This is a genomic window from Eggerthella hominis (assembly GCF_014287365.1).
GTDB classification, from domain to species: domain Bacteria; phylum Actinomycetota; class Coriobacteriia; order Coriobacteriales; family Eggerthellaceae; genus Eggerthella; species Eggerthella guodeyinii.
Window position 1 is genome coordinate 230,481 of sequence record NZ_JACOOA010000004.1, and the last position, 25,048, is coordinate 255,528.

The 25,048-nt window shown below is 64.7% G+C and carries 20 protein-coding genes; 15 read left to right on the forward strand and 5 right to left on the reverse strand.

Translation table 11 applies throughout. The features are described from left to right. Nucleotides 1-3: 3 nt before the first annotated feature. The gene (gene clpB, locus H8S61_RS10465; protein WP_160940857.1) at nucleotides 4-2,667 is read left to right on the forward strand and encodes an ATP-dependent chaperone ClpB; all 2,664 of its coding nucleotides are present in this window, start codon (nucleotides 4-6) and stop codon (nucleotides 2,665-2,667) included. 86 nt (nucleotides 2,668-2,753) lie between these two features. Here the strand turns inward: clpB and H8S61_RS10470 are convergent, their stop codons facing one another. Beyond that, nucleotides 2,754-3,140, reverse strand: coding sequence for a cytochrome c3 family protein (locus H8S61_RS10470; RefSeq protein ID WP_186938943.1), 387 nt, complete (start codon nucleotides 3,138-3,140; stop codon nucleotides 2,754-2,756). Between the two features lie 2 nt (nucleotides 3,141-3,142). Further along, on the reverse strand, nucleotides 3,143-4,861 hold the full coding sequence (locus tag H8S61_RS10475; RefSeq protein WP_186938944.1) for an FAD-dependent oxidoreductase: 1,719 nt from the start codon (nucleotides 4,859-4,861) through the stop codon (nucleotides 3,143-3,145). Nucleotides 4,862-5,049: 188 nt separating this feature from the next. Between H8S61_RS10475 and H8S61_RS17720 the strand changes: the two genes are divergently transcribed. Beyond that, the gene (locus H8S61_RS17720) at nucleotides 5,050-6,504 is read left to right on the forward strand and encodes a response regulator transcription factor (RefSeq protein WP_186938945.1); all 1,455 of its coding nucleotides are present in this window, start codon (nucleotides 5,050-5,052) and stop codon (nucleotides 6,502-6,504) included. Nucleotides 6,505-6,601: 97 nt separating this feature from the next. On the opposite strand, the gene H8S61_RS10485 is transcribed toward H8S61_RS17720, so the two are convergent. Together H8S61_RS10485 and H8S61_RS10490 are read right to left on the reverse strand one after the other, a co-directional pair. Further along, on the reverse strand, nucleotides 6,602-7,555 hold the full coding sequence (locus H8S61_RS10485) for an aminopeptidase (protein WP_186938946.1): 954 nt from the start codon (nucleotides 7,553-7,555) through the stop codon (nucleotides 6,602-6,604). A 3-nt stretch (nucleotides 7,556-7,558) separates the two neighbouring features. Beyond that, nucleotides 7,559-8,521 (reverse strand): DUF1177 domain-containing protein, encoded by a 963-nt coding sequence (locus H8S61_RS10490; RefSeq protein ID WP_186938947.1) that lies wholly within the window; start codon nucleotides 8,519-8,521, stop codon nucleotides 7,559-7,561. Between the two features lie 108 nt (nucleotides 8,522-8,629). Here H8S61_RS10490 and H8S61_RS10495 point away from each other — a divergent pair, with 108 nt between their 5' ends. The 3 genes from H8S61_RS10495 (at nucleotide 8,630) to H8S61_RS10505 (ending at nucleotide 12,680) form a co-directional block, all read left to right on the forward strand. Continuing rightward, nucleotides 8,630-9,748: an S-methyl thiohydantoin desulfurase family protein gene (locus H8S61_RS10495; protein WP_160940863.1), complete on the forward strand. Its 1,119-nt coding sequence runs from the start codon at nucleotides 8,630-8,632 to the stop codon at nucleotides 9,746-9,748. Next, on the forward strand, nucleotides 9,748-11,328 hold the full coding sequence (locus H8S61_RS10500; RefSeq protein WP_186938948.1) for a hydantoinase/oxoprolinase N-terminal domain-containing protein: 1,581 nt from the start codon (nucleotides 9,748-9,750) through the stop codon (nucleotides 11,326-11,328). The genes H8S61_RS10495 and H8S61_RS10500 overlap by 1 nt, the downstream gene beginning before the upstream one ends. 509 nt (nucleotides 11,329-11,837) lie before the next feature. Further along, nucleotides 11,838-12,680, forward strand: a complete 843-nt coding sequence (locus H8S61_RS10505; RefSeq protein WP_186938949.1) for a nitrilase-related carbon-nitrogen hydrolase — start codon at nucleotides 11,838-11,840, stop codon at nucleotides 12,678-12,680. A gap of 138 nt (nucleotides 12,681-12,818) precedes the next feature. Here the strand turns inward: H8S61_RS10505 and H8S61_RS10510 are convergent, their stop codons facing one another. Then, nucleotides 12,819-14,201, reverse strand: coding sequence for a purine-cytosine permease family protein (locus H8S61_RS10510; protein WP_160940866.1), 1,383 nt, complete (start codon nucleotides 14,199-14,201; stop codon nucleotides 12,819-12,821). 239 nt (nucleotides 14,202-14,440) lie between these two features. Between H8S61_RS10510 and H8S61_RS10515 the strand changes: the two genes are divergently transcribed. The 10 genes from H8S61_RS10515 (at nucleotide 14,441) to H8S61_RS10560 (ending at nucleotide 24,947) form a co-directional block, all read left to right on the forward strand. After that, the gene (locus tag H8S61_RS10515; protein WP_186938950.1) at nucleotides 14,441-14,578 is read left to right on the forward strand and encodes a hypothetical protein; all 138 of its coding nucleotides are present in this window, start codon (nucleotides 14,441-14,443) and stop codon (nucleotides 14,576-14,578) included. After that, nucleotides 14,578-16,098: a TrkH family potassium uptake protein gene (locus tag H8S61_RS10520; RefSeq protein WP_160940867.1), complete on the forward strand. Its 1,521-nt coding sequence runs from the start codon at nucleotides 14,578-14,580 to the stop codon at nucleotides 16,096-16,098. Before H8S61_RS10515 ends, H8S61_RS10520 begins: the two co-directional genes overlap by 1 nt. Continuing rightward, nucleotides 16,095-16,694 (forward strand): hydrolase, encoded by a 600-nt coding sequence (locus H8S61_RS10525; protein ID WP_160940868.1) that lies wholly within the window; start codon nucleotides 16,095-16,097, stop codon nucleotides 16,692-16,694. Before H8S61_RS10520 ends, H8S61_RS10525 begins: the two co-directional genes overlap by 4 nt. Nucleotides 16,695-16,728: 34 nt before the next feature. Further along, nucleotides 16,729-17,730, forward strand: a complete 1,002-nt coding sequence (gene rsgA / locus H8S61_RS10530) for a ribosome small subunit-dependent GTPase A (RefSeq protein ID WP_186938951.1) — start codon at nucleotides 16,729-16,731, stop codon at nucleotides 17,728-17,730. Nucleotides 17,731-17,808: 78 nt separating this feature from the next. Further along, entirely contained in the window at nucleotides 17,809-19,497 is a 1,689-nt protein-coding gene (locus H8S61_RS10535; protein ID WP_186938952.1) for an ATP-binding protein, read from the forward strand. Then, nucleotides 19,490-20,206, forward strand: coding sequence for a response regulator transcription factor (locus H8S61_RS10540; protein WP_101720995.1), 717 nt, complete (start codon nucleotides 19,490-19,492; stop codon nucleotides 20,204-20,206). The genes H8S61_RS10535 and H8S61_RS10540 overlap by 8 nt, the downstream gene beginning before the upstream one ends. Before the next feature lie 210 nt (nucleotides 20,207-20,416). Next, nucleotides 20,417-22,861, forward strand: a complete 2,445-nt coding sequence (locus H8S61_RS10545; protein WP_186938953.1) for a molybdopterin-dependent oxidoreductase — start codon at nucleotides 20,417-20,419, stop codon at nucleotides 22,859-22,861. 9 nt (nucleotides 22,862-22,870) lie between these two features. Beyond that, nucleotides 22,871-23,491, forward strand: a complete 621-nt coding sequence (locus tag H8S61_RS10550) for a 4Fe-4S dicluster domain-containing protein (RefSeq protein WP_154332561.1) — start codon at nucleotides 22,871-22,873, stop codon at nucleotides 23,489-23,491. Between the two features lie 83 nt (nucleotides 23,492-23,574). Further along, the gene (locus H8S61_RS10555; protein WP_186938954.1) at nucleotides 23,575-24,261 is read left to right on the forward strand and encodes a TorD/DmsD family molecular chaperone; all 687 of its coding nucleotides are present in this window, start codon (nucleotides 23,575-23,577) and stop codon (nucleotides 24,259-24,261) included. Beyond that, nucleotides 24,258-24,947 (forward strand): ferric reductase-like transmembrane domain-containing protein, encoded by a 690-nt coding sequence (locus H8S61_RS10560; RefSeq protein WP_186938955.1) that lies wholly within the window; start codon nucleotides 24,258-24,260, stop codon nucleotides 24,945-24,947. The genes H8S61_RS10555 and H8S61_RS10560 overlap by 4 nt, the downstream gene beginning before the upstream one ends. The last annotated feature ends 101 nt before the right edge of the window (nucleotides 24,948-25,048 follow it).

The following is a 25,048-nucleotide window of genomic DNA, read 5'->3' on the forward strand; positions in this document are numbered from 1 at the left end:
GCAATGAACATGGGTAACCTGAACAAGCTAGCCCTGACCGCTCAGGAAGCGCTGCAGCAGACGATCGTCATCGCTTCCGAGAACGAGTCATCCCAGGCCGAGCCTATTCATATGCTGAAGGCTCTGCTGGAATCGAAAGAGAACAACCTGTCGGCCATCATCAAGCGCATCGGCGCCGAGCCGTTCCAGCTGCAGGCCAACGTCGACGCTGAGATCCAGCGCATGCCGAAGGTCAGCGGCAACCCCGGCATGATGAGCGGCGTTCCCGGACCGGCGCTGATGAACCTCATCGACGCCGCCGTGAAGGTGGCCGAGAAGCTGGGCGACAGCTACGCCACGAGCGAGCATCTGCTGATCGCGCTGTCCGAAGAGAAGGGCGCCGCGGGCAAGATTCTCACCACCGCGGGCGTCACGCGCAAGAGCATCGAAGCCGCCTACGAAGAGCTGCGCGGCGACACGCGCGTCACCGACCAGCAGAACAAGGTGCAGTTCGAGGCTCTCGAGCAGTACGGCCAGAACCTCACGCAGAAGGCGCGCGAAGGCAAGCTCGACCCGGTCATCGGCCGCGCCGAGGAAATCCGCCGCACCATCCAGGTGCTGTCGCGCCGCACGAAGAACAACCCCGTGCTCATCGGCGAGCCGGGCACCGGCAAAACGGCCATCGTCGAGGGCTTGGCCCAGCGCATCGTGGCCGGCGACGTGCCCTCGTCGCTGAAGGATCGCGACCTCGTGGCGCTCGACCTGGGCGCGATGGTGGCCGGTGCGAAGTACCGCGGCGAGTTCGAGGACCGCTTGAAGGCCGTGTTGCGCGAGGTGAAGCAGAGCGAGGGACGCATCATCCTGTTCATCGACGAGCTGCACACCATCGTGGGCGCCGGTTCCACGGGCGACAGCTCCATGGACGCGGGCAACATGCTGAAGCCCGCCCTTGCGCGTGGCGAGCTGCATGCCATCGGCGCCACGACGCTTGACGAGTACCGCAAGTACATCGAGAAGGACGCCGCGCTCGAGCGCCGCTTCCAGCCCGTGCTGGTCACCGAGCCTACGGTGGAGGACACCATCGCCATCCTGCGCGGTTTGAAGGAGAAGTACGAGATCCACCACGGCGTGCGCATCACCGACGCGGCCATCGTGGCGGCGGCCGAGCTGTCGAACCGCTACATCTCCGACCGCTTCCTGCCCGACAAGGCCATCGACCTCATGGACGAGGCCGCTAGCCGCCTGCGCATCGAGATCGACTCGATGCCCGAGGAAGTGGACGCTGCCGAGCGCAAGCTCACCCAGATGCAAATCGAGGAGCAGGCGCTCATGAAGGAGAGCGACCAGGCGTCGCAGGAGCGTCTGGAGGCGCTGCGCCGCGAGATCGCCACGGCTCAGGAAGACCTCGACAAGCGCAAGGCCGAATGGCAGAACGAGAAAGACGCCATCGAGCACGTGCAGAACCTCAAGAGCGATCTCGAGGGCGCGCAGCTTGAAGAGGAACGCGCCACCCGCGAGGGCGACCTCGTGAAGGCGTCCGAGATCCGCTATGCGCGCATCCCCGCGCTGCAGCAGCAGCTGCATGCGGCCGAGGAAGAGCTCAACGTGAAGCAGCAGGACGGCGCCATCCTCAAGGAGGAGGTGTCGGACGACGAGATCGCCGAAGTCGTGTCCACGTGGACGGGCATCCCCGTGCAGAAGATGATGCAGGGCGAGATGGCCAAGCTGGTCGACCTGGAGGAGAAGCTGCACGAGCGCGTGGTGGGCCAGGACGAGGCTGTGTCCTCGGTGGCCGGCGCCATCCGCCGTAACCGCGCCGGGTTGTCGGACCCGAACCGCCCCATCGGCTCGTTTTTGTTCCTGGGCCCCACCGGCGTGGGCAAGACCGAGCTGGCGAAGGCGCTAGCCGAGTACCTGTTCGACAGCGAGAAGGCCATGATCCGCATCGACATGTCGGAGTACATGGAGAAGTTCTCGGTGCAGCGCCTGATCGGTGCGCCTCCGGGATACGTGGGCTACGACGAGGGCGGCCAGCTGACCGAGGCCGTGCGCCGCAAGCCCTACTCGGTGATCCTGCTCGACGAGATCGAGAAGGCGCACCAGGACGTGTTCAACATCCTGTTGCAGGTGCTCGATGACGGCCGCCTGACCGACGGCCAGGGCCGCGTGGTGTCGTTCAAGAACGCCATCATCATCATGACGTCGAACGTGGGCTCGCAGTTCATCCGCGAGTTCGCCGAGCACGGCGACGAGAAGGCCATGAAACAGGCCATCGACGGCGCCCTGCGCGCGACGTTCCGCCCCGAGTTCATCAACCGCATCGACGACGTGGTGGTGTTCAACGCGCTCAACATGACGAACATCGAGCCCATCGTCGACCTGCAGCTGGAAGAGGTGCGCGACCGCCTGGCCGACCGCCGCATCACGCTCGACGTGACGCCGGCGGCGATGGAGCACCTGTCCATCGACGGCTACGACCCCATCTTCGGCGCGCGTCCGCTGAAGCGCCTCATCCAGAAGGAGATCGTCGACCGCATCGCCCAGAAGGTGGTGGAGGGCAACCTGCGCGACCGCAGCCACGTCCTCATCAGCATCGACCAGGACGGCAACTACGAATGCACGGTGGAAGAGCCCCTGGAGCTCGACGCCTCAGCGTTGGACGACTTGCTGACGAGCGGCGAGAAGTAGACACCCGCGCACGATGATCGCATGCAGCCTGCCGGTACCTTTGGCAGGCTGCATGTTTTGTTTCGCTTGTGAAACGCCTCAGCCAGCTAGTCCGTTGCAGTGGAAATGTCGCTCTGCAATTCTCGAGGCCAGGCATGACAGTCTTTGCAGACCATGTCTTCCTTTTGGGTCATCCCCTTGTCGTCGTTATGACAGTTTTCGCAGGTCAACGATGCACCGTGGATGTTTGTGTGGGGGTTCGAGTCTCCGTACTGCTCGGTGTACGTCGAGGCTTCGTCCAGCCTGCTGCGCAGCTCCAGGTAGCTGCTGTACGAGTTGTCGATATCGTCGGCGCTGATAAACCGTGCATCAGCGTGGGTTGCCGAGTCTGCAGACGTACCTGCGGTGGAATCTGCGTTCGGCGAGCATCCCACAACGGTTAGGGTAAGAGTTAGGGCGGCTACGATGGATACGATACAGGCCTTCCTTTTCATGGTTACTCTCCTTTGATCGCGTGCTTGGCGGCAACATAGCCGAACGTGACCGCTCGACCGACAGAGGTCGCGGGCAGATGACGTGGGTAGGAAATCGAGAACATGCCGCCCGAAACGTTGCCCGTGGCGTAGAGGCCTTCGATAACCTCCTCTTCGTTGTTCAAGACCTGGGCGTGCTCGTTGATGATCAAGCCGCTTACGTTAACCAGAACCTTGCTGTTGTGCTTGCATGCATAGAACGGGCCGGTTTGGATTTTCTGCGCGGCGGTCTCCAGGGAACGACGGAATTTCAGGTCGGCAGGCTCGTCGGCGTCGAAGTAGCCGTTCCAATCTTCCAGGGTCGCTTGCAGGATTTCGGGGTTGGCATCCATGGCCAGGGCGAGTTCTTCAATAGTGTCGGCTTGCACCAGCTCGCCGCGCGCCTTGCCGTCTTCGATGTCGCTCGTCAGCTTGCCCGTGTCGTCTTTCACGCCGTCCACGATGGCCTGGTCGAACACGAACCATACCGGCTTGCCGCTGATCCCCGCTTCGGATATGGCGTTTGCGACGAAGTTGTGCGGAAGCTTTTCGTTCACGAAACGGCGGCCTTTGAAATCGACCCAGATGCTGGACGTAAAGCAGCTCGAAACCATGGAGGCGTCCATAACGCGCCCCGGCAGGCCGCTGCGAAACACCATGAGGGTGTGGGGCAGCGGGTCCATCTGCGCGCCGACAGCCAAGCCCATCATGTGGCCGTCGCCGGTGTTGCCCGTGTTGGGTGCGTACACGCAGCAGCCGTTGAAGTCCTCGGGCCTGCACCACGACTCCATCATCTGCGGATTTGCTTCGTAGCCGCCCGTGGCAAGCAGGACGCCCTTCGCGGCTTCTATCCGGTAGTAGCCGTTTTCGTCCTGGGCGATGGCGCCGCATACCCGGCCCGATTCGTCCTGAACCAGCTGCACGCCTGCGGTGTTGTATCGAATGTCGAGGTTGTCGTAGGTTGCGGCGGTCGTTTCGAGGGAATCGAACGCCACGGGGCCTCGCCACCAGGTGTCCCACTTCACGTTGTCGGGAAACTTCAGCTTGTGCTCGGCCTGGATGGTGTCGAAACCGTAGCCCGTCTCCTTCTGCACCGTGCTGTAGAGGCTGACGCCCTTGTTGGCCTTGATGAGCATGTCGTTCATGAAATCGGTCGCTTCGCCGGACTGCTCGACGAAGCTCCAGACCACTTCGGAACGTGCGCGCCAATACGAAGAGCGCATGATGGCTTCCACGTATTCTGCGGGGTCGGGCACGTTGTTGATTTCCTGCTGCATGTTCGTGTTGTAGCCGCCAACGCTTTCCCATGTGTTGCGGCCGCGATCCATCTTCTCGATGGTGATAACGTTCGCGCCTTCGTTGGCGGCTTCCAACGAAGCCATCATGCCGCCGATTCCGCAGCCGATGATGAGGAAGTCGCACGCGTCGGTGCGCGAGATGTCGGAATCGTTGAACTCCTTATCATCGTAGGCGACGTAACCGTCCAGTTGGTCCCACGCGGCTTTCTTCACGGGGATATACTGCGTGCCTTCTCCAAAAATGGTTTGATACTTGTTGAGGCTGTGACCTTCGTCGGCTTGGGCTGCCAGCGCTACTTGATGCGACGGCGCGGCAAGCTCGGAAGCTCCAAGAATGCCCGCCGTCAGACCTACGAAGCCTGCCCCTTTCAGGAAAGTACGCCTTGACACGTTCGCGTGTTCCATAGTTTCCCTCTCCCTTTCTCTCGCGTAATCGAACAACATCGGGGAACATACGCCAGGCAAGGCGGCCCAACCATCGCAAATAATGATGAATTCCACGTTTTACCTGGTCACAAATGGGGTAGCTCTTGGATTCGAAAGCTGTGCTACAATCGCCGAGGGTATTGTCTTCGGGGATTGCGAGGGGGTTCGTGGAAAATCCAGGGCGTGCTGTTCGCATTGGCGGAATGGCTTTCGGCCAGCTGTACTCCAACGATCTCTTTTTCAGCAGCCTCCCTTTCGCAGCTGCCGACGATCGCGCGCAAGCTCAGTTCAACAGCCTTGTCGCGTCGCTTGTTTTTGTCGTAGCCACCTTTGCGGTCCTGGTGTTTTTCTCGGCTCGAGGCGCTCAGGGCGTCGCGAAGAACAAAGGGCTCTTGATCGCCTCGGCGATTACGGCAGCCGTCGGCGCCGTGTCTTCGATGCCGGGAATCGTCGATATGGTTCCGACGTTCGCAAGCGGCGCATGCGTGGGAATTGGATCCTCGGTGCTGCTCATCTCTTGGTTGGATACGTTTTCCAAAGGCACGGTTTCCGGTGCGCTTACCGAGGTTGGGGCGGCATTTGCGTTTTCGTTCGCGTTGAGTTTGATCCTCTCGCTTTTTGGCGAAGGCGTTCTCGTGCTCACGATGGTGGCGTGTCCTCTCGTTTCCTGCGCGGCGTTGCTTTCGCTTGAACGGCTTTCCCTTCCACCGGCACCGCAAAAACCGGAGAGGCCGGTGACCGCGCAAGGTCGAAAACTCGAACTGCGCAATATCGTGTGCGTGTTCTTCTTCGGCTTCGCCGTCGGCGTCATGCGGAACTACAGCGCTTCTCATACGTTTGGGCTGGATAGCTCGGTGATCGACGCAATTCTGTCGCTTTCGGGGCTGGTGATCTGCGTGGTGGTGGTCGTGCTGTTTCGTTTGGCGAACGTGAGCGCGGCCCGGTTTCTGTATCGCACTTCGTTCGTGTGCATCCTGATGTCGTGCGTATGGGTGGCCGCAGGGCGCGAAAACATCATCCTGGGGGTTTCCGTCGCTTTCATCGCGATGCAGTGTTTTTCGTGCTGCCTGATAGCGCGGGCGATTTTTTCGTCTTGGTCTTTGGGCGGGTCGGCGTTCCGAAAAAGCATCATGACGTTCGGCGTGCTGTACGCGGGGGAATTCTTGGGCATCGCAAGCGCTCTTGTTCTGGTGCCGATCACGTCCGTCATGCAAGTGTGCGTTGCGCTTGCGGGCGCGTTGCTCGTTTCGTACGTGTTCTTCTTTACCGAGGCGGACTTCCTCCTGATATCGAAGAAGGTGGAGCCGGTCCGTTCGCGGGATGCCGAGGTTGACTCGCCTTCGGCCGATGATCCGGCAAGCTCCACGTCGCCGCGCGCCGAAATCTCGCTCGATGAGATTTGCGACGCGATAAGCGCGGAATTCGGGTTGACGCCGCGTGAGTCGGAAATCCTTCCCAGCGTCGCTCGAGGTCGTACGCTCGCTCGCATCCAGCAGGAGCTGTTTATCTCCACGAGCACGGTGAACACGCATATCAGGCATATCTATGCGAAATGCGGCGTTGCCGGCAGACAAGAGCTTCTTGACTTCGTTGACGATCGGCGGCGAGCGCAAAAAGGGTAAGAACGTACAACAAAGCGGCCCGGCGAATCGTCGGGCCGCTTTTGCGTCGGAGCATCGCGATGTTTCACGTGAAACATCGCGGGTTGGGGCGCGCGGGTTACACGAACTCGCCGTCTCGGATGATGCATTCCTCGTCGAGGTAGAGGGTGGGGTTGAGGATGATGCCGTCGAGGTGGCAGGCTGCTTTCGTGGTGCCGCCGAACGAGGTGTTCGTGCCGAAGGCGATGTGGACGGTGCCGTAGAGCTTTTCGTCCTCGAGGATGATGCCGCACAGCTTCGCGGCCTCGTTCGTGCCGATGCCCAGCTCGGCGATGGTGCCGTTCTCGGGTTGCTCGAACAGCACGCCGAGGCGCCCGGCGTAGGGGCCTTCGGCGTCGCCGCCTTCCATGTGCGTCAGGCGTCCGTTCTCGATGGTAACGACGAGCGGCTCGGCCAGCGTGCCGATGCCCACCATGGAGCCGTCGATGACGGCCGTTCCGTTCGCCTCGCTTTCGAGCGGCGCGATGTACGCCTCGCCCGAGGGGAAGTTGCCGCTCGCGCCCGGCTCGCGGTAGATGCCGGGGCTGGCCACGCCGTCGCGCCCGGCCAGCGCCAGCTCCAGCACGTGGCCGTCCTTCTCGATGCGCGCGTGCGAGGCGCGCGTGAGGCGCTCGGTGAGCGCGCGGGTGCGCTGCTCCACCTGCGCGTAGTCGGCGCACGCGGCGCCGTCGCGCAGCATGTCCATCGTGATGCTGGGCATGGTGACCACGCGCGTGCCCGCCGCCGCGGCTTCGATGCGCGCGTTCGTGTGCGTGATGGATTTCGCCGTAGGGCACAGCGCGACGTCGGAGGCCTTCATGGCCGCGGCCACCGGCGCGGGCGGCTCCTCGCCGGCCACCGAGCCCTCGGGCATCTGCATGATGAGCGCGCGGCGGCCCATGGCGCAGGCGGTTCGGTAGAACAGCTCGCCCACCTCGCGCGTGGGGTCGTCGGTGACGACGAGCAGCGTCTCGTCCGGTTGAAGCGCGAGGTTGGTTTCGATGATGGATCGGGCTCGTTCCTGGAGGTTCATCCTTTACGCCTCCGGATCTTCCGCGGGCAGCGCGCCCATGCCTTGCAGGTGCGCCATGCTTCCGTAGCGCTCCACGAAGCGGGCGTATTCGTCCTCGTCGTAGAACGCGCATCTCCCTTCGCCGAACGCCTTCGCCGTCTCGATCATGAACGATCCTGCCTCGTCCAGGTCGGTCAGGTGGGTGGCGCCGGTCGCGCAGCCCGGTACGGCCGTCTCGGTGGTGATGGCCACGCCCACGACGGGCGCGTCGGTGGCCGTGCAGGGCTGCAGGATGGAGTTCAGGTGGTACAGGCCGTTGCCGTACGGCGTGATGTCGGCCATGGACAGCGGATACGTGCGTGCGCGGCGACCGGTGGCGATCTCCACGAGCGACACGAGATCCTCGCTGACGCGCAGGATGCAGCCCTGCTTCACCGTGGGGGAGATCATGAAGCTGCGCTCGTTCATGATGCGGTTGCCCTTCGTCGTGTCCACCACGAGCACGGCGTCGAGCGGGGCGCCGCTCACTTCCTCGCGGTTCACGGCCGACGTGGCCACGGGCGAGCCCATGAACGCCACCGGCTCGTGGGGGAAGGTGGGCGCGTGCGGGCACACGTGCGTGGAGACGAACACGTCGCCCGGCAGCACGTCGCCGCGCGCGTGCATCGACAGCAGCTTCGCCGCACAGGCCAGCGCGGTGAGCGCGCCGTCGCCGTCCGACACGAACCCGATGCGCTCGGGCCGCGCGCCCAGGCCGCCCAGGCGGCCCAGCAGCCCGATAGTGGGCGCGTCGCCGCCCGCCGCGCGCCCGCGCGAGCCGGGAATGCGCACGCGCACCATGTCGGTGGAACCCTTCGGCCCTTCCAGCACGTACGTTTCGGCGTCGCACGCGGGATCGATGCCGCGCAGGTAGTCCACGACGCCCGCGCCGCTCGCGCCAGGCGAATCCAACAAATCGTACAGCTCGATCAACTGTTTGAAAATCATGGGAAGGTGTCTCCTTTTACCTCTATGGTGTCGCTTTCCTCGTTCGGTTCCATGATAATACGGTTCTATGCGGTTCGTAGCATCTTCGACGAAAGGTTCCATTCCATCATGAGAAGGAAAATCGGCATCAAAGAGATCGAGGATATGGCGCTTGGCGCGACGGTCCTCGGCGCGGGCGGGGGCGGCGACCCCTACGTCGGCAAGCTCATGGCCATCGAGGCCATCAAGAAGTACGGCGAGGTCGAGCTGATCACGCCTGACGAGGTTCCCGACGACGCGATGGTGTGCGTATCGCAGATGATGGGCGCCCCCACCATCATGGTGGAGAAGATCTGCAGCGGCCTCGAGCCCATGGCCACGTACGACGAGCTGGTGAAAGAGCTGGGCCAGGAGCCGTACGCCATCTACGCGGTGGAAGCGGGCGGCGTGAACTCCACCATCCCGTTCATCCTGGCCGCCACGCGTCAGATTCCCGTGGTGGACTGCGATCTCATGGGCCGTGCGTTCCCCGAGCTGCAAATGGTGACGCTCAGCATCAACGGCGTGCAGGGCCTCCCGGCGGTCTTGGCCGACGAGAAGGGCAACACCGTGACGGTGCGCGGTATCGACGACACGTGGCTCGAGCGCATCTCGCGCCAGGCCACGTCGGTGATGGGCGGCTACACCATCCTCGCGTCGTACCCGTGCACGGGCAAGCAGCTCAAGGATTACTGCATCCCCAACACGCCCACGCTGTGCGAGGAGATCGGCCGCACGCTGCGCGAGGCGCGCGAGCAGCACGCCGACCCCATCGAGGCCGTGCTGAACGTGACGAACGGGTTCCGCCTGTTCCGCGGCAAGGTGGTGGACGTCGAGCGCAAGACCGACGGCATGTTCGTGCGCGGCCAGGCCGTGGTGGACGGCCTCGACCAGGACAAAGGCAGTCAGATGGTCATCGAGTTCCAGAACGAGAACCTCATCGCGCTGCGCGACGGCGAGCCGGTGACCACCGCGCCCGACCTCGTCATGTCGCTGGACATGGAGTCCGGCGCACCCGTGACCACGGAGGGCCTCAAGTACGGCGCCCGCGTCGTGGTGGTGGGCATGCCGTGCGCCCCGCAGTGGCGCACGCCCGAGGGCCTGGCCGTGGTGGGTCCGCGCGCGTTCGGCTACGACATCGACTACGTGCCGGTTGAGGAGCGCATGGCGGCGAAGGCTGCGACAAGTGAGCAGGAGGTGCAGGCGTAATGGCAGATCAGAAGCGCATTTGGCGACTCGGCATCGACGTGGGCGGCACGAACACCGACGCCGTGATCATCGATGGCGACCTCAACCTGGTCGCCGCGACGAAGAGCCCCACCACCGAGGACGTCATGGGCGGCATCGTGGCCGCCATGCACGAGGTCATCACGCAGATCGGCGCCGAGGCCGCGAAGAACATCGGGTTCGCCATGCTGGGAACCACGCACTGCACGAACGCCATCGTCGAGCGCAAGCGCCTCAACAAGGTGGCCGCGCTGCGCGTGGGCGCGCCGGCCACGACGGCCATCAGCTGCATGGCCGACTGGCCTGACGAGCTGAAGGACGCCATGCGCGTGCGCGACTTTCTCGTGCACGGCGGCAACGAGTTCGACGGCCGCGAGATCAGCCCGCTTTCCGAAGACGAGATTCGCGAGGTGGCGCGCGTGGTGCGCGAGGACGGCTTCGAGTCCGTTGCCGTGACCAGCGTGTTCTCCCCGGTGTCCGACGCGCACGAGAAGCGCGTCGCCGCCATCCTGCGCGACGAGCTGGGCGAGGGCTTCCCCATCACGCTGTCATCCGAGATCGGGTCGCTCGGCTTCCTCGAGCGCGAGAACGCGTCCATCCTGAATGCGGCGCTGTACGACGTGGCACGCACGACGGCCGACAGCTTCGAGGCGGCACTCGCGTCCGAGGGCCTCACCGACGTGGCCGTGTACCTGGGCCAGAACGACGGCACGCTCATGTCCGTGGACTACGCGAAGCGCTATCCCATCTTCACCATCGCCTGCGGCCCCACGAACTCCATCCGCGGCGCGTCGTTCCTGACGCAGGAAAAGGATGCCGTGGTCGTTGACATCGGCGGCACCACCACCGACGTGGGCGTGCTCGCGCACGGCTTCCCGCGCGAGAGCATGGTGGCCGTCGAGATCGGCGACGTGCGCACGAACTTCCGCATGCCCGACCTCGTGTCGGTGGGCCTCGGCGGCGGGTCGCTCGTGCGGCGACTCGACGACGGTCGCGTGACGGTGGGTCCCGACAGCGTGGGCTACCTCGTCACGAAGAAGGCGCTCTGCTTCGGCGGCGACACGCTGACCGCAACCGATATCGTGGTGGCGAAGGGGCTGGCCGAAGGCGTGGGCGGCCCCGCGCTCGTGGCCGATCTCGACCCGGCGCTCGTGGATGCGGCCTATGAGGAGATCACGCGCATCATCGAGGATGCCGTGGACGCGATGAAGACCTCGGCCGGCGACGTGACGGTCATCCTCGTGGGCGGCGGCTCCATCCTGGCGCCCGACCACCTGGAAGGTTCGAACAACGTGCTGCGTCCGCAGAACTTCGGCGTGGCGAACGCCGTGGGCTCGGCCATCGCGCAGGTGTCCGGCCAGATCGCCAAGGTGTTCTCGATGGCCGAGACGCCGCGCGACCAGGCGCTTGCCGAGTCGAAGCAGCGCGCGTGCGACGAGGCTGTCGAAGCCGGCGCCGACCCCAGCACCGTGGAGGTGGTCGACGTCGAGGACATCCCGATGGCCTACCTCGGCGACGCGCTGTGCATCCGCGTCAAAGCCGTCGGCGATCTGATGCTGTAGTTCGGTTCCGGCGGTCTGCCGACCGCCGGAACTGCCCGATGCTGCGGCCGACCGCAGTGCCCGGGTGTCCGTTCCTGTGATAGGGGTGCCGCCGATGGTTGCCGTTTCTGCATTGATTGTGATTCTTGCCGGAGTAACTGTCATTGGGCAGATAGCGGGTGCGTTTCTATGCAAGAGCATGCTTTCGCGACTGGTTCTGCTGTGCCTTTCGCTCGTAGGCTCTCTCGCAGTGCTCGTGTCGATCATCTGGATACTATCCGAGTGCGCTGCTCAGGGCGATTGGCGGGCAATCGAGGACACCGCAAGAGCATGGTTCATTGCAGCTGCGGCGTTCTCGCTTATCGTCGGATCATCTGCCATTGCGATGTGCATCAGAAGCAGGATTTCAACAAAGACGGATCGAGGGGCGTAGGCGCGACGGCCGCCATCGTCGATCCAGCTGGCAAGGCGCGTCGCGCCTTCGTCGTGCGATAATGCACGGATATGGCTTGTAGCGCAAAGGAGAACTCATGACCAAAATGAAACAAGGGGCGGCAAAACACCCCGCGCACCTGGCGCTTATCCAGTTCGAGAGCGTGCTGTGCGACCCTGCGGCGAACACCGAGAAGGCGTGCCGCATGATCGCGGAGGCGGCGGCCGAAGGCGCCGACCTCGTGGTGCTGCCCGAGCTGTTCTCGACGGGCTACGAGCTGAACATTGTCGGGCCGCACGTGCCCGAGCTGGCCGAAGCGGTCGACGGTCCCACGGTGCGCGCGTTGCAGGACGTCGCCCGCGCGGGCAACTGCTACGTGGTGGCCGGCCTCGCGCTTGCCTACGACCTAGCGGGCGTGCCGTTCAACAGCTCGGTGGTCATCGACCGGCAGGGCGAGCTCATGGGCACCTACGACAAGCAGCACCTGTGGGCGCTCGAGCGCTTCTACTTCCGCTCGGGCTGCGACTGCCCCGTGTTCGACACCGACTTCGGGCGCATCGGCGTGATGATCTGCTACGACATGGGATTCCCCGAGGTGGCGCGCATGCTGGCGCTGCAGGGCGCGGATCTCATCCTGTGCCCCTCGGCATGGTGCGAGGAGGACATGGACGTGTGGGACGTGAACGTGCCCGCCCGCGCGCTGGAGAACACGGCGTTCGTGGCGGCCGTCAACCGCTACGGCGTGGAGGACCAGCTGGTCATGCCGGGCCACACGAAGGTGTGCGACCCGCGCGGCCACGTGGTTGCCGAGCTGGCCGAGGAAGCCGAGGGCGTGCTGCACGTGGAGCTCGACCTGGGCGAGGTGGTGGGCTACCGCCAGCGCAGCCCCTACCTGCGCGACCGGCGCCCCGACCTCTACGATCTGGTGCTGCTCCCGTAAAGGCGGCGCCTGTCCCGAACTCAAACGAAAAGCCCCCGCTGTTTCACGTGAAACAGCGGGGGCTTCGCTTTGCGGGGAGGTGCGCGGAGCTGCGGGGAGAAGCGCCAAGCTGCGCGGGGTGCGCGGGGCGCGACCTCCTTACAGCACCTGATCCGTCTCGGAGAACGTGACGGTGTCCGTCTTCTTCATGGACGCGTACACCTTCATCACGACCCAGTACAGCACGCCGGCCAGGATGAGCGAGTTGAGGCCCGGGATGCCGATGTTCATGATGCTGGTGATCTCGCCCACGGCGAAACCGGCGATCCAGCAGATGATGGCGATGGGGTTGCACTTCTCCACCTTCTCGGGCAGCTCGCCCTTGGCGCGGGACGCGTCGAGCGTGGCGCGGCTGCGCTTCAGGATGAAGTAGTCCACCACCATGATGCCGGCGACGGGCGGGATGGCCACGCCGAGCAGCGTGAGGAAGCTCGTGAAGTAGTTGATGATGCCGATGACGGACAGCAGCGTGCCCACGATGCCGAGCGCCCACACGAGGCCGTTGCGGCTGAGCGCCTTGTTGAACAGCGCGTTGATCATGGTGGCGAGGCCCAGGCTGGACGAGTACAGGTTGATGTCGTTGAGCTTCACCGTGGAAGCCACCACGATGATGACGCCGATGATGCCCGAGGTGCCCATCATGATGTCGACGATGTTCTCGGTGCCCATGGCGTGCGCCAGCAGCACGGCCAGCAGGTTCATGCCCAGCTCGCCCACGAACGTGCCGATGAGCGTCATCCAGAACACCTGGGTGCCGTTCTTCAGGAAGCGCGCGTAGTCGGGCGTGCAGATGGCGCCCGCGATGAAGCCGCCGGCCACCATGGTGGTTGCCGCTCCCAGCGTCAACGCCGGTCCCGGAGGCGCCGTGGTCAGGAGCTCGGTGATGGTGTGGTCCTGCAGGATGATGGCCGCGGCCACCACGACCACGATCACGAACAGCGGCACGAACACCGTGGCGAAGTTCGCGATGGCCTTGATGCCGAACACCACGAGCAGCGTGATACCGAGGCCCGTGATGACGGCCCAGAGGATGTACTCGGGCGTGATGCCGGGCATGACCCCCGGCAGGATCTCCTGGGTGCCGATGAAGTCCGTGAACGGGACGATCTCGGCCATGCCCTGGCCGAACACCGCGTTCTGCACGCCGAACCAGCCCACCATGGAAATGGCGACGACGCCGCCGAACAGCGCCGAGCCCACCTTGCCGAAGCCGGCCCAACGGGACAGCAGGCTGGTGGACAGGCCTTCGCGCGCAGCCGCCGTGCCGAGCGCCCAGCTGACCACCTGCAGCAGCACCGAGCCGAGCATGGTTGCCAGGAACGCGTCCCAGAACGTCAGGCCGTAGCCGAGCGCCGCGCCCAGCATGAGCTGGGATACGCAGCAGATCGCGCCGATCCTGATGAAAAGAATCCGCCAAAACGGCTGTTTCGCTTCATCAGGAACGCGCGACAACGAGTAGTCGATGTCGTTTTCAGGAGCCATGATCTTCCCTTTCTCGTCCCTCATCGTACTTTTGATCGTGTGATCAAAAGAATGCTGGGATTATACCTTGCCCGTGTGTGCTTCGGTAGCTACGTGTGTAAACTTTATTAGGGGGAGCGTCGAACGGCCTGCGCGCGGCCCGTGTGCGGTCGAGCGCGCGGGGCTCCCAAGTCATCGTCATTGTGTCTGTTGCTTTGCCCAGCGTATCGCGCAGCGGTCATTTGTACTAGAATACCCGCATGCGTAAAAGAAACGTGGACATCCGACAGATCATCGAAACGCCGCTGCTGGGCTACGGCGTGGTGCTGTTGTCGCTCGCATGCTTCCTGCTGCTGCTGTGGACGCTGATCATCCTGGTGAGGATCGTGCTGGGTTAATGTGGCAACGGTTCACACTGTACGACGTTCGGGTCATCGGCCATTACCTCGGCGTGCTCATCCTGTTCTCCAGCTTGGCGCTGCTGGTGCCGTTCGTCACGGCCATCGCGTGCGGCGAGTGGGTGCCGGCGACGCACTACCTGCTGACCATCGGCATCTCGCTCATCCTCGGCTCGGCGCTGCGCTACCTGCGCATCGACCCGGGTCGTCTCAACCGGCAGCAGGCGCTCGCTGTAACGGGCTTCGCGTGGATCGTGCTCGCGTTCGTGGCGTCCATCCCGCTGTACCTGTCGGGCCACTACCTCAGCTATCTCGACGCCCTGTTCGACGGCGTGTCGGGACTGACCACCACGGGCGCCAGCGTCATCGTCGACCTCGACCACCTGTCGAACGCCGACAACATGTGGCGCTTCATGATGCACCTGCTGGGCGGTTTCGGCCTCATCGTGGTGGCGCTGTCGTTCGGCCTCTTCGGCAAGCGCGCGGGCGCCAGCCTGTACATGTCCGAGGGCCGCAGCGAGCACGTGGTGCCGAACGTCGTGCAGACCACGCAGTTCATCGCGAAGATCGGCATGGGCATGATCTTCGTCGCCACGGTCATCCTGACGGCGGTGTGCCTGTTCCTCGGCATGGAGCCGCTGCGGGCGTTCCTCCAATCGCTGTGGCTGGCCATCTCGGGCTTCACCACCGGCGGCTTCGCGCCCATGAGCCAAAGCGTCATGTACTACCATTCGTTCCCGCTCGAGATCGTGCTCATGCTGCTCATGCTGCTGGGCTCCATCAACTTCGTGCTGCACTCGGAAGTGTGGAAAGGCCACGTGGAAGTGTTCTTCCGCGACCTCGAGATTCGCACGATGGTGCTGTGGCTGGCCGTGATGACGTGCGTGCTGGCGGCATCGCTCAGCGCCAGCCCCGAGTTCTCCAGCCTGCCCGCCATGCTGCGGCGCGGGCTGTTCATGGTGATCTCGGCGTTCTCCACCACCGGCTTCCAGAACATCACCACCAACGAGCTGACCACGGCGCTTTCGTCGGGCGCGTTCTTCGTCCTGGCCATCCTCATGGCCGTCGGCGGCAGCGGCGGGTCCACGTCGGGCGGTTTGAAATTCAGCCGCATGGGCATCATCATGAAGTCGATCATCGCCACCATCAAGGAGGCGCTCGCGCCCGACACCGCGCGCGTCGTGGTTTCCTACAACCACGTGGGGCGGCGCATCCTGTCGCCCGAAATCGTGAAGGAAGCCATGACCGTGTTCGTGCTGTACGTGGCCACGTACGCGGTGGGCACGCTCGTGGGCATCGCGCACGGCTACGAAGCGCCGCAGGCCATCTTCGAATCGGTGTCCATGACCAGCAACGGCGGCGTGTCGTCGGGGCTTGCGGCTCCGGGCATGTCCCCCACGCTCGAGCTGTTCTACATCGTGCAGATGTGGGCCGGCCGTCTCGAGTTCGTCACGCTGCTCGCCCTCGTGGTGGAGATCGTCGTGTCGCTCAATCCGAAAAGGCGGGTGTTGAACGCATGAGGACGGAAAGCCATCGCATGACGTCGCTCGCGCGCCTTGCCGCGGTGCTGTGCCTGCTGCTTGCGGCGCTGGCGCTGCCCGTTGCGGCGCACGCCGACGAGCCGGCCGAGGGCGACAACGCGGTGAACACCCAGCAGCTGCCCGACAGCTCGTTCATCTACGACACGTCCATCATCGACCTGAGCACCGCCGATTCGTACTACGACAACCAGACCGTCCAAGTGACGGGCGAGGTTATCGGCGACAGCATCCGCGCGGGCGTGTCCGGGCGGCACCAGTGGATCACGCTTTCCGCGCAGAACGATTCCGCGACGATCTCGGTGTACATGAGCAACGAGTCGGCAGCGAAAATCGACACGTTCGGCAAATACGGCGCCACGGGCACTACGCTGCAGGTGCGGGGCACGTACCACCTGGTGTGCTCCGACCACGAAGGTCTGAGCGACCTGCATGCGGAAGCGGTGACCGTGGTGGCCCCGGGCGAGCAGCATCCCGACACGTTCGACTTCCGCGCGTTCGTGCCGGGCATCGTGGCGGTCATCGCCGGCCTCGTGTCGCTCGGGGTGTTTTACTGGTTGAGGGAACGGCAGCGGTAGGCGCGCGGCGCCCCGCGACAACGAAGGAGGGCTTTTGCGTAGAGGCCAGGTCGTCAAGCTTGATCGCGGGTATCCGCTCGTGCGCACCGACGAAGGGGAGTTCGTGCGCTGCGAGCACGCAACCGCGCTGGTGAAGGGCGAGGAAGTGCGCGCCGTGATCGGCGACTTCGTGGAGGTGACCGTGCCCGAGGGGCACGACAAGGGCATCATCGAGAGCATCATGCCGCGCTCGCGCGCCTTCGTGCGCAAAGACCCCACCGAGCGCGCGCTGCCGCAGGTGCTGGCTGCGAACTTCGACCGCGTGTTCGTGGCGCAGCCGCTGTCCGACGTGAACGTGCGCCGCCTCGAGCGCGAGCTGGTGCTGGCGTACGAGACGGGCGCGGCGGTGACCGTGGTGCTGACGAAGGCCGACCTTGCCGAAAGCGATGCCGAGGTGGCGGCGGTGCGCGACCGCGTGCGCGCGCTGGCGGGCCCCGACGTGCAGACCATCATCGTGTCGGCCGACGACCCGTCCAGCGTGGAGGCCGTGCGCGCGCTCGTGCCGCCGAACACGACGGCCGTGCTGATCGGCAAGAGCGGCGTGGGGAAGTCGAGCCTCGTGAACATGCTGGTGGGCCACGAGTTGCAGGAAACCACTCCCGTGCGCGACCGCGACGGCAAAGGCCGGCACACCACGGTGAGCCGCGAGATGGTGGCCATCCCCGGCGGCGGCTTCATCATGGACATGCCGGGCGTGCGCGGCCTGGGGCTGTGGGAGGCCGACACCGGCATCGGCGCGGCGTTCGCCGATATCGAGGAGGTGGCCGAGCGGTGCCGCTTCCGCGACTGCGGCCACGAGGACGAGCCGGGGTGCGCCGTGCGCGCCGCCGTTGAATCCGGCGAGATCAGCGAGGAGCGATTCGCGTCCTATCAGGCACTTCGCCGCGAGACGAAGGACTTGCGCGTCCGCCGCGAAGAGGCGCGCCGCATGCGCGGCGAAAAGGCGTCCGACCGCGGCAAAGCCCCCCGCAAAGGAACCGCCCGCAAGAAGCGGTGATTTTGCGCTCTCCCGGGTGTTGTGCTACGGTGCTTGCACGCTGCGAATAACGACGGACACGCAGCGCGGGGGACGCTCATGGGGAAACACGCTTTCAGTCTGAAAACCATTTACCTGGCCGCGTTGACGGCGGTGTTCGCCGTGTCGTTTTTCGCGTTCGTTGCATTCGACCTCTATTCGCAGCAGAAGCAAACCGAGCAAGCCATGCTGGAGGAGGCGCGCACGTTCGCGCGCGAAATGGACGCGGTGTGGCAGTTCATGGACAACCAGCAAAACGTCATCAACTACACCTCGGATGGCACGTACGAGTTCAAGGGCTTGCACTGCTCGGTGGTGGGCAAGAGCATCGGCAAGCTGTTCTCTGCGGGCAGCGATTACGCCATCCGCTACACGAACTTCAATCCCCGCAGCGAGCAGGACATCCCCGACGAGTTCGAATCGGAAGCGCTCGGCGCGTTCTACGCCGATCGTTCGGTGACCGAGTACTACGGGGTCGCGGACTATCAGGGCGAGGATCGGTTCCGCTACCTGCAAGCGCTCGAGGTGGACAACAGCTGCCTCGAATGCCACGGCGATCCCGTGGGCGAGCTCGACATCACCGACCACGAGAAGGAGGGCTGGACCCTCGACTCGGTGGGCGGCGCCATCAGCATCGTGATACCCCTCGATCAGCAGCAGGGGGCCATGCGCGACAACGTCATCCGCGATGTGGCGTACTTCTTCATGATCACCGTGTTCATCGGCCTGGTCATTTACGTGGTGACCACGGTGTTCGTGCTGCGGCCCCTGGGTGGCATGCACGTGGCGTTCGGCGAGTTGAAGCAGGGTCGTCTGGGCGCGTCGATCAGCCAGCGCTTCGCGGCCAAGGAGGTGCGCCACCTCGTCGCCGGCTTCAACGATATGGCGGCCGAGCTGCGCGGCATGTACGAGCACCTTGAGTCGCAGGTGCAGGAGCGCACCGTCGACCTGCGCGAGGCGAACGCGTTGCTGGAGCGCCAGCGCGACAAGCTGGAGCAGCTGAACGCCGACCTGGCGCAGGAGACGCAGTTCAAGTCCGACCTGCTGAGCATGGTGAACCACGAGCTGCGCACGCCGCTCACGTCCATCATCACGTTCGCGCAGATCTCGCGCGAGGCGTGCGATCCGGCGAACGAGCACGATCGCCGTTCGTGGGAGGAAATCGAGAAGAACAGCCAGATCCTGCTCAACATGATCAACAACATGCTGGACATCGCGCGTTCGGACGCCGGCAGCATGAAGGCCACCTGCGAGCCGATGGATCTCGGCGACGTGGCGGCATCGGTGAAGGCCACCATGGCGCCGCTCGCGCGCAAGTACGACGTCACGTTCCGCACGAAGGTGACGTCGGACGTGCCCCTGGTGAACGGCGACTACGAGAAGACCACGCGCATGCTGGAGAACCTGGCCAGCAACGCCATCAAGTTCACGCCGGATGGCGGGTCGGTGGAGCTGCGCGTGGCGTACGACGCCGACGCGCGGACGGTGACGCTGTCGATGGCGGACGACGGCATCGGCATCGCGCCCGAGGACCAAGCGCGCATCTTCGAGCGGTTCGTGCAGGTGGACAGCACGTCCACGCGCAAATACAACGGCAGCGGCCTGGGGCTGGCGCTCGTGCGAGAGTACGGCGACATGCAGGGATTCTCCGTGTCGGTGTCGAGCGAGCTGGGTGCCGGCAGCACGTTCGTCATCACCATTCCGGAGGATTCGATCGTGGACGAGATAGAGGGAGAAGACGATGTATAAGGTCATGCTCATCGACGACGAAGACAACCTGCAGCAAGCCATCGAGCACCTGCTGGTGTCGAACGGCTACGCGTTCTGCGGCGCGAAAGACGCGGAACGCGGGCTGGAGGTGCTGGCGGAGGAGCATCCCGACCTGCTGCTGCTCGACGTGATGCTGCCGGGCACGAACGGCTTCGACCTCTGCGCGCGTATCCGCGAGCAGGGCCGCCGCATCCCGGTGATCTTCCTGTCGGCGAAGTGCGACATCGTGGACAAGAGCATCGGCTTCCGCTCTGGCGGCGACGACTACGTCACCAAGCCGTTCGACTCCACCGAGCTGCTGCTGCGCATCGAGGCGAACATCCGCCGCCACAAGGACACCATCGACTTCGCCCGCTGCCGCAACCGCGAGGGCGTGGCCCGCATCGGCGACTTGGAGGTGCGGTTCGGCGAGTACGAGGTGCGCGTGAAGGGCAAGCCGGTGGCGCTCACCACGAAGGAGTTCGAGATCGTGGCGTTTCTGGCGGCGCATCCCGGCAAGGTGTTCACGCGCAGCCAGATCCAGGAGTACATCTGGGGCGAGTCCGACGCCGACTGCAAGCCCACGAACAACATCACCGTGTTCGTGCGCAAGATCCGCGAGAAGATCGAGGAGAACCCCTCCGAGCCCAAGTACCTGCTCACCGTCCAGCGCGTCGGCTACAAAATGGCCGATGACCTGCATCGTTAATATCCGGTTAACAACTTTTTAACCCAAAACTTATATCCGATTTATCGCAATAATCCCGTTCGTTCCGTACAGTGAGATGCAGTGAAGAGCCAGGGGGAAACGGGGCTTTTCAGCTCGCTCTTCGCGGAAGGTCCTCCCCTCCCATCCTTCCGCGAGGCGCGAGCAACGGAGAGGCCTTGACGGCCGGAGGAGTGAACGAGAGGAGAACACATGGCTGATCATTCGACGCATGGTTTCACCCGCAGGAGTTTTATCAAGGGTGCGGCGGCGCTGACGGCAGCGGGCGCGCTGGTGGGTTGCAGCCCCCAAACCAAGAACCTCGAGGAAACCGACGCGAAGCAGGAGGCTCCCGAGACGCAAATCTTCTCCGGCGTCTGCCGCGGCAACTGCGCCGGCGGCTGCTTCCTCAACGTGCACGTGCGTGACGGCCAGGTGGTGCGCACGTCCATGCGCGAGATGCCCGATCCGCAGTACAACCGCATCTGCATGAAGGGCCTCAGCCATCCGCACCGCATCTACAGCGACGAACGCTTGAAGTACCCGCTGCGCCGCTCCGGCGAGCGCGGCGCCGACGAGTGGGAGCGCATCAGCTGGGACGAGGCTCTCGACGAGATCGCCGAGAAGTGGAACGGCTACGTGAAGGAGTTCGGCCCCGCATCGGTGGGCCTGTTCACGGGCTCCGGCAACTACGGCCTGGTGAACGGCATGTCCACGGGTGGCGTGACCAGCCGCTTCCTGGCCGCCTCGGGCATCGCGTACCTCAACCAGACGGTTGACGCGGCCGCGAACTTCGCGACGAGCCGCCTGCTGGGCATGGGCTACTACTCCACGGGCAACGAGCCGGCCGACATGATGAACGCCAAGACCATTCTCATCTGGGGCGCGAACCCGGCCATCAGCCAGATCCAGAACATGCACTTCCTCATGGAGGCGCGCGACAACGGCACGAAGCTCATCGCCATCGACCCGATGTTCAGCCAGACGGCCGCGCGTTGCGACGAGTGGGTGCCGGTGAAGCCCGGTACCGACGGCGCTCTGGCGCTGGGCATGATGAACTACATCGTCGAGCAGGGCTGGCAGGACCTCGATTTCCTGCGCGAGCACAGCGTGGCGGCTTGCCTGGTGAAGGAGTCCGACGGCAAGTTCCTGCGCCAGGCGGACCTCGACGGCTCGCAGCCGTCGGCCGACGACGCGAAGAACGCCGCAACGTCCCTGGTCATGGGCAAGGACGGCACGCCGGGCATCGTGGGAGAGGTGGCCGACCCCGAGCTGGAAGGCTCGTTCGAGGTCGAGGGCATCAAGGTGTCCACCGCCTACCAGCTGCTGCTCGACCGCATCGCCGAGTATCCGGTGAGCAAGGCCGCCGAGATCTCCGGCGTATCCGAAGACCTCATCAAGGACGTGGCCGAGCAGTATGCCCGCAACACGCCGGCGAGCATCTACACGTTCTTCGGCCTCGACCATTATTGGAACGGGCACTGGAGCCAGGGATGCGTGGGCACGCTGGCCATCCTCACGGGCAACGTGGGCAAGGCGGGCGCGTTCTGCGGCTTCCAGGAATGCCTCGGCTCGGGCCTGGGCAACGCGGTGCTCGCCTCGCCGGAAGGCGCTCCGGGCCAGGCGGCGAAGTACAACGCGCCGTTCCTGACCAAGGCGTTCGACGAGGGCGAGTACGCAGGCCAGCCGTTCAACCTCAAGATGGCCATGTTCAGCCACGCGAACGCCGTCACCAACATGGCCGACCGCAACGACACGCTCAGCTGGATGAACCGCTGCGAGTTCCTCGTGGGCGCCGACATGCTGATGACCGACACCATGCGCTACTGCGACATCGTGCTTCCCGTGGCGCACTGGTTCGAGAAGGAGGACGTGTTCGTGTCGTACGCGACGCATCCCTTCGCGCTGTTGCAGGAGAAGGCCATCGAGCCCGCGTTCGAGAGCCGCGCCGACATCGACATCTTCAACGACTTGGCGGACCGCGTCGGCTGCGGCGACCTGTTCAAGATCACGACCGAAGAGTACATCGAGCAGGTGTTCCAGACGAAGCAGGCGCAGGCCATGGGCGCCGACCTGGCCACGCTGCGCGAGAAGAAGGCCGTGCGCCAGGCGGGCAAAGAGGGCGAGGCGTACGTGTACGGCGAGGGCGGCGTGTTCGCCACCACCAGCAAGCTGGCTGAGCTGTACGTGGAGAACCCGGTGGGCAGCAACCCCTACACCGAGGGTTGGGACCTGGCCAAAGAGCATCTGGCGTACTGGGAGCCGGCGCTGCAGGTGGGCGACGAGGCGCGTCGCGAGACGTATCCCATCCAGCTGCTTTCGGAGCACAGCCGCTTCCGCACCCACACCCAGTGGTTCGAGGCGACCATGCTCAAGGAGATCGACACGGAACCCTTCATCAAGCTGAGCCCCGCCGACGCCGCGACGTACGGTATCGCGACGGGCGACCGCGTGCGGGCGTACAACGAGCTGGGTTCTGTGGTGCTGACGGCCCAGATCAACCCCGGTTTGCCGGAGGGCATGGCGACGTGCCCGAAGGGTTGGGAAGCCAAGGAGTTCATCGAGGGCAGCTTCACCGAGCTGTTCACCAAGGAAGGCAATCCGTTCTGCTCGAACCAGGCGTACTTCGACTGCACCGTCGCCATCGAGAAGCTGTAGGGGGATACTATGACACACTATGGAATGGCCATCGACCTGGCCCGTTGCATCGGATGCCACACGTGCGCGACCGCGTGCAAGATGGCGAACAACCTGCCCAAGAACGTGCATTTCAACCGCGTGCGCACCGTCGGCGGCGACAGCATGGACACCGCTGCGGGCGAATACGGCGCCAACACCATGAGCTTCCTGCCGGTGCAATGCCAGCATTGCGAGAACCCGGCGTGCTTGGACGTGTGCCCGACGGGCGCGACGACCAAGGACGAGGAAACCGGCATCGTGTCGGTGGACAGCGAGCTGTGCATCGGATGCGAATCGTGCATCAAGGCGTGCCCGTACGAGGGCGTGCGCACGCTCATCAAAAGCCCCGAGTACTACCTCGAGGTCATGGTGGGCGAGTACGACGCGCCGCCGCACAAGGGCGGCACGGTGGAGAAGTGCACGTTCTGCAAGAACCTCATCGACCGCGACGAGGTGCCGGCGTGCATGCAGCTGTGCCCGGGTCGCGCGCGCTACTGGGGCGACCTCGACGATCCCGAGTCGGCCGTGTCGAAGGCCATCGAGGGCCGCGAGACGATGTTCCTTCAGGAGGAAGCCGGCACGAAGCCGAGTGTATACTACTTGCAGTAATAAGACACGACATGATGCGGGGCGGCGGTTTGCAGCGACTGCCGTCCCGCTTCTTCGCCGGATCGCTGGAACGAGGGGGACTCATGGGGCGAGAAGAAGCAGTGAGGCAGGCGGTGGGAAAGGCCGACGGGTACGAGTTGCTGTCGTGCCTGTTCGCCTACCCTGACGAGCGTGTGGCGAACGGGCTGGTGGACGGGCTGATCGCCGAAGACGCGCGCGCCTGCCTGCTCGATGCGGGCGTTGCCGAGGACGAGGTCCACGCCGTGGGCGACGCGTTGGGCGCATGGCGCGGCGCGTCGGCGGCCGACGTGCTGTCCGCGATGCGGATCACGTACTCGCACCTGTACCTCGCTCCGGGCGGGCATACGCCGGTGCAGCCGTACGAAAGCGCGTTTCTGCACGTGGAACGCGGGCTGTCGGGCATACCGTCCCTGTTCCGCACGCCGGTGACGATGGACGTCGAGCGCTGCATGCGCGAGGCGGGCGTCGTGGCGAAGAACGCTCGCAAGGAGCCGTGCGACAGCGTGTTCGAGGAGTTCGAGTTCCTCTCCTACCTGTATGCGAAGCTCGCCGACGCGCTGAGCGACGACGATGCGGAGGCCGCGACCACGGCCGTGGCCGGCTGGACGGAGCGCCTGCGCGCGTTCGAGGACGAGCACGCCCTGGCGTGGCTGCCGGCGTTCATGCGGCGCACGCAGGAGCTTGCGGGGGATGGTCCCTACGCGGCGTTCGCCGCGCTCGGATTGGCGGCGATGGGGGTGCGCTCATGACGGCGATCACGGTTCTTGTGGGAGCGACGGCGTTCGCGTTCGCGTGCAAGCGCCCCATCAAGGCGTGCCCGATGGCGTTCTACGCGCTGGCCGTCGCGCTCGACGTGCTGTTCGTGGTGGGGTCGTTCACGGGGCTGCCCTCGTGGGCGTACGACGTGCTGTTCGTGCTGCTGCACAAGTGCACGTTGGCCACGGCGCTGTTCGCCGTCGTCATGTACATCGGGGTGTTCGCGCGCGATTCGCGTGTGGCGTCGTACCTGCGCCCCATCCGCGCCGAGCTCTCCATCATGGCGTGGCTGCTGTCGCTGGGGCACATGGCCATCTACCTGTCCTCGTATGCGACCAGCCTGTCCTCCGGCCTGCCGCAAGCGAACGTGGCCGTGGCGCTGGTGGTGGCCCTCGCGCTGTTCGCGCTGCTCATCGTCTTGGGGGTGACCTCGTTCAACTTCGTGAAGAAGCGCATGAAGAAGGAGACGTGGAAGCGCGTGCAGCTGCTGGCCTACCCGTTCTGGGGCCTCGTGTACGTGCATCTGCTGCTCATGCTGCTGCCTTCCGCCCTGCGCGGCGGCGCGCCTGCGCAGGTGAGCGTTGCCGTGTACTCGGTCGTGTTCCTCGGCTACGCCGTCCTGCGCGTCCGCCGCGCGCTGGTGGACCGGCGCCCCGTCCCCGTGGAAGCGACGGTCTAGGCTCCCGGACGCGCCGCGGATGTTTCACGTGCAACATCCGCGTTCGCCATCTGCTATACTTCCTTTCGGCCTTCGTTGGGGCGAACTCACGCTTGCTTCCG

What these genes read in the sequence shown, in the direction of transcription:
- H8S61_RS10510 (WP_160940866.1), bottom strand. Translation starts at nt 14,201, where the DNA reads ATGGCTCCTGAAAACGACATCGACTACTCGTTGTCGCGCGTTCCTGAT.
- clpB (WP_160940857.1), top strand. Translation starts at nt 4, where the DNA reads ATGAACATGGGTAACCTGAACAAGCTAGCCCTGACCGCTCAGGAAGCG.
- H8S61_RS10535 (WP_186938952.1), top strand. Translation starts at nt 17,809, where the DNA reads ATGGGGAAACACGCTTTCAGTCTGAAAACCATTTACCTGGCCGCGTTG.
- H8S61_RS10555 (WP_186938954.1), top strand. Translation starts at nt 23,575, where the DNA reads ATGGGGCGAGAAGAAGCAGTGAGGCAGGCGGTGGGAAAGGCCGACGGG.
- H8S61_RS10500 (WP_186938948.1), top strand. Translation starts at nt 9,748, where the DNA reads ATGGCAGATCAGAAGCGCATTTGGCGACTCGGCATCGACGTGGGCGGC.
- H8S61_RS10525 (WP_160940868.1), top strand. Translation starts at nt 16,095, where the DNA reads ATGAGGACGGAAAGCCATCGCATGACGTCGCTCGCGCGCCTTGCCGCG.
- H8S61_RS10515 (WP_186938950.1), top strand. Translation starts at nt 14,441, where the DNA reads ATGCGTAAAAGAAACGTGGACATCCGACAGATCATCGAAACGCCGCTG.
- H8S61_RS10540 (WP_101720995.1), top strand. Translation starts at nt 19,490, where the DNA reads ATGTATAAGGTCATGCTCATCGACGACGAAGACAACCTGCAGCAAGCC.
- H8S61_RS10545 (WP_186938953.1), top strand. Translation starts at nt 20,417, where the DNA reads ATGGCTGATCATTCGACGCATGGTTTCACCCGCAGGAGTTTTATCAAG.
- H8S61_RS10505 (WP_186938949.1), top strand. Translation starts at nt 11,838, where the DNA reads ATGACCAAAATGAAACAAGGGGCGGCAAAACACCCCGCGCACCTGGCG.
- H8S61_RS10485 (WP_186938946.1), bottom strand. Translation starts at nt 7,555, where the DNA reads ATGAACCTCCAGGAACGAGCCCGATCCATCATCGAAACCAACCTCGCG.
- H8S61_RS10560 (WP_186938955.1), top strand. Translation starts at nt 24,258, where the DNA reads ATGACGGCGATCACGGTTCTTGTGGGAGCGACGGCGTTCGCGTTCGCG.
- H8S61_RS10550 (WP_154332561.1), top strand. Translation starts at nt 22,871, where the DNA reads ATGACACACTATGGAATGGCCATCGACCTGGCCCGTTGCATCGGATGC.
- H8S61_RS10470 (WP_186938943.1), bottom strand. Translation starts at nt 3,140, where the DNA reads ATGAAAAGGAAGGCCTGTATCGTATCCATCGTAGCCGCCCTAACTCTT.
- H8S61_RS10520 (WP_160940867.1), top strand. Translation starts at nt 14,578, where the DNA reads ATGTGGCAACGGTTCACACTGTACGACGTTCGGGTCATCGGCCATTAC.
- H8S61_RS10490 (WP_186938947.1), bottom strand. Translation starts at nt 8,521, where the DNA reads ATGATTTTCAAACAGTTGATCGAGCTGTACGATTTGTTGGATTCGCCT.
- H8S61_RS10495 (WP_160940863.1), top strand. Translation starts at nt 8,630, where the DNA reads ATGAGAAGGAAAATCGGCATCAAAGAGATCGAGGATATGGCGCTTGGC.
- H8S61_RS10475 (WP_186938944.1), bottom strand. Translation starts at nt 4,861, where the DNA reads ATGGAACACGCGAACGTGTCAAGGCGTACTTTCCTGAAAGGGGCAGGC.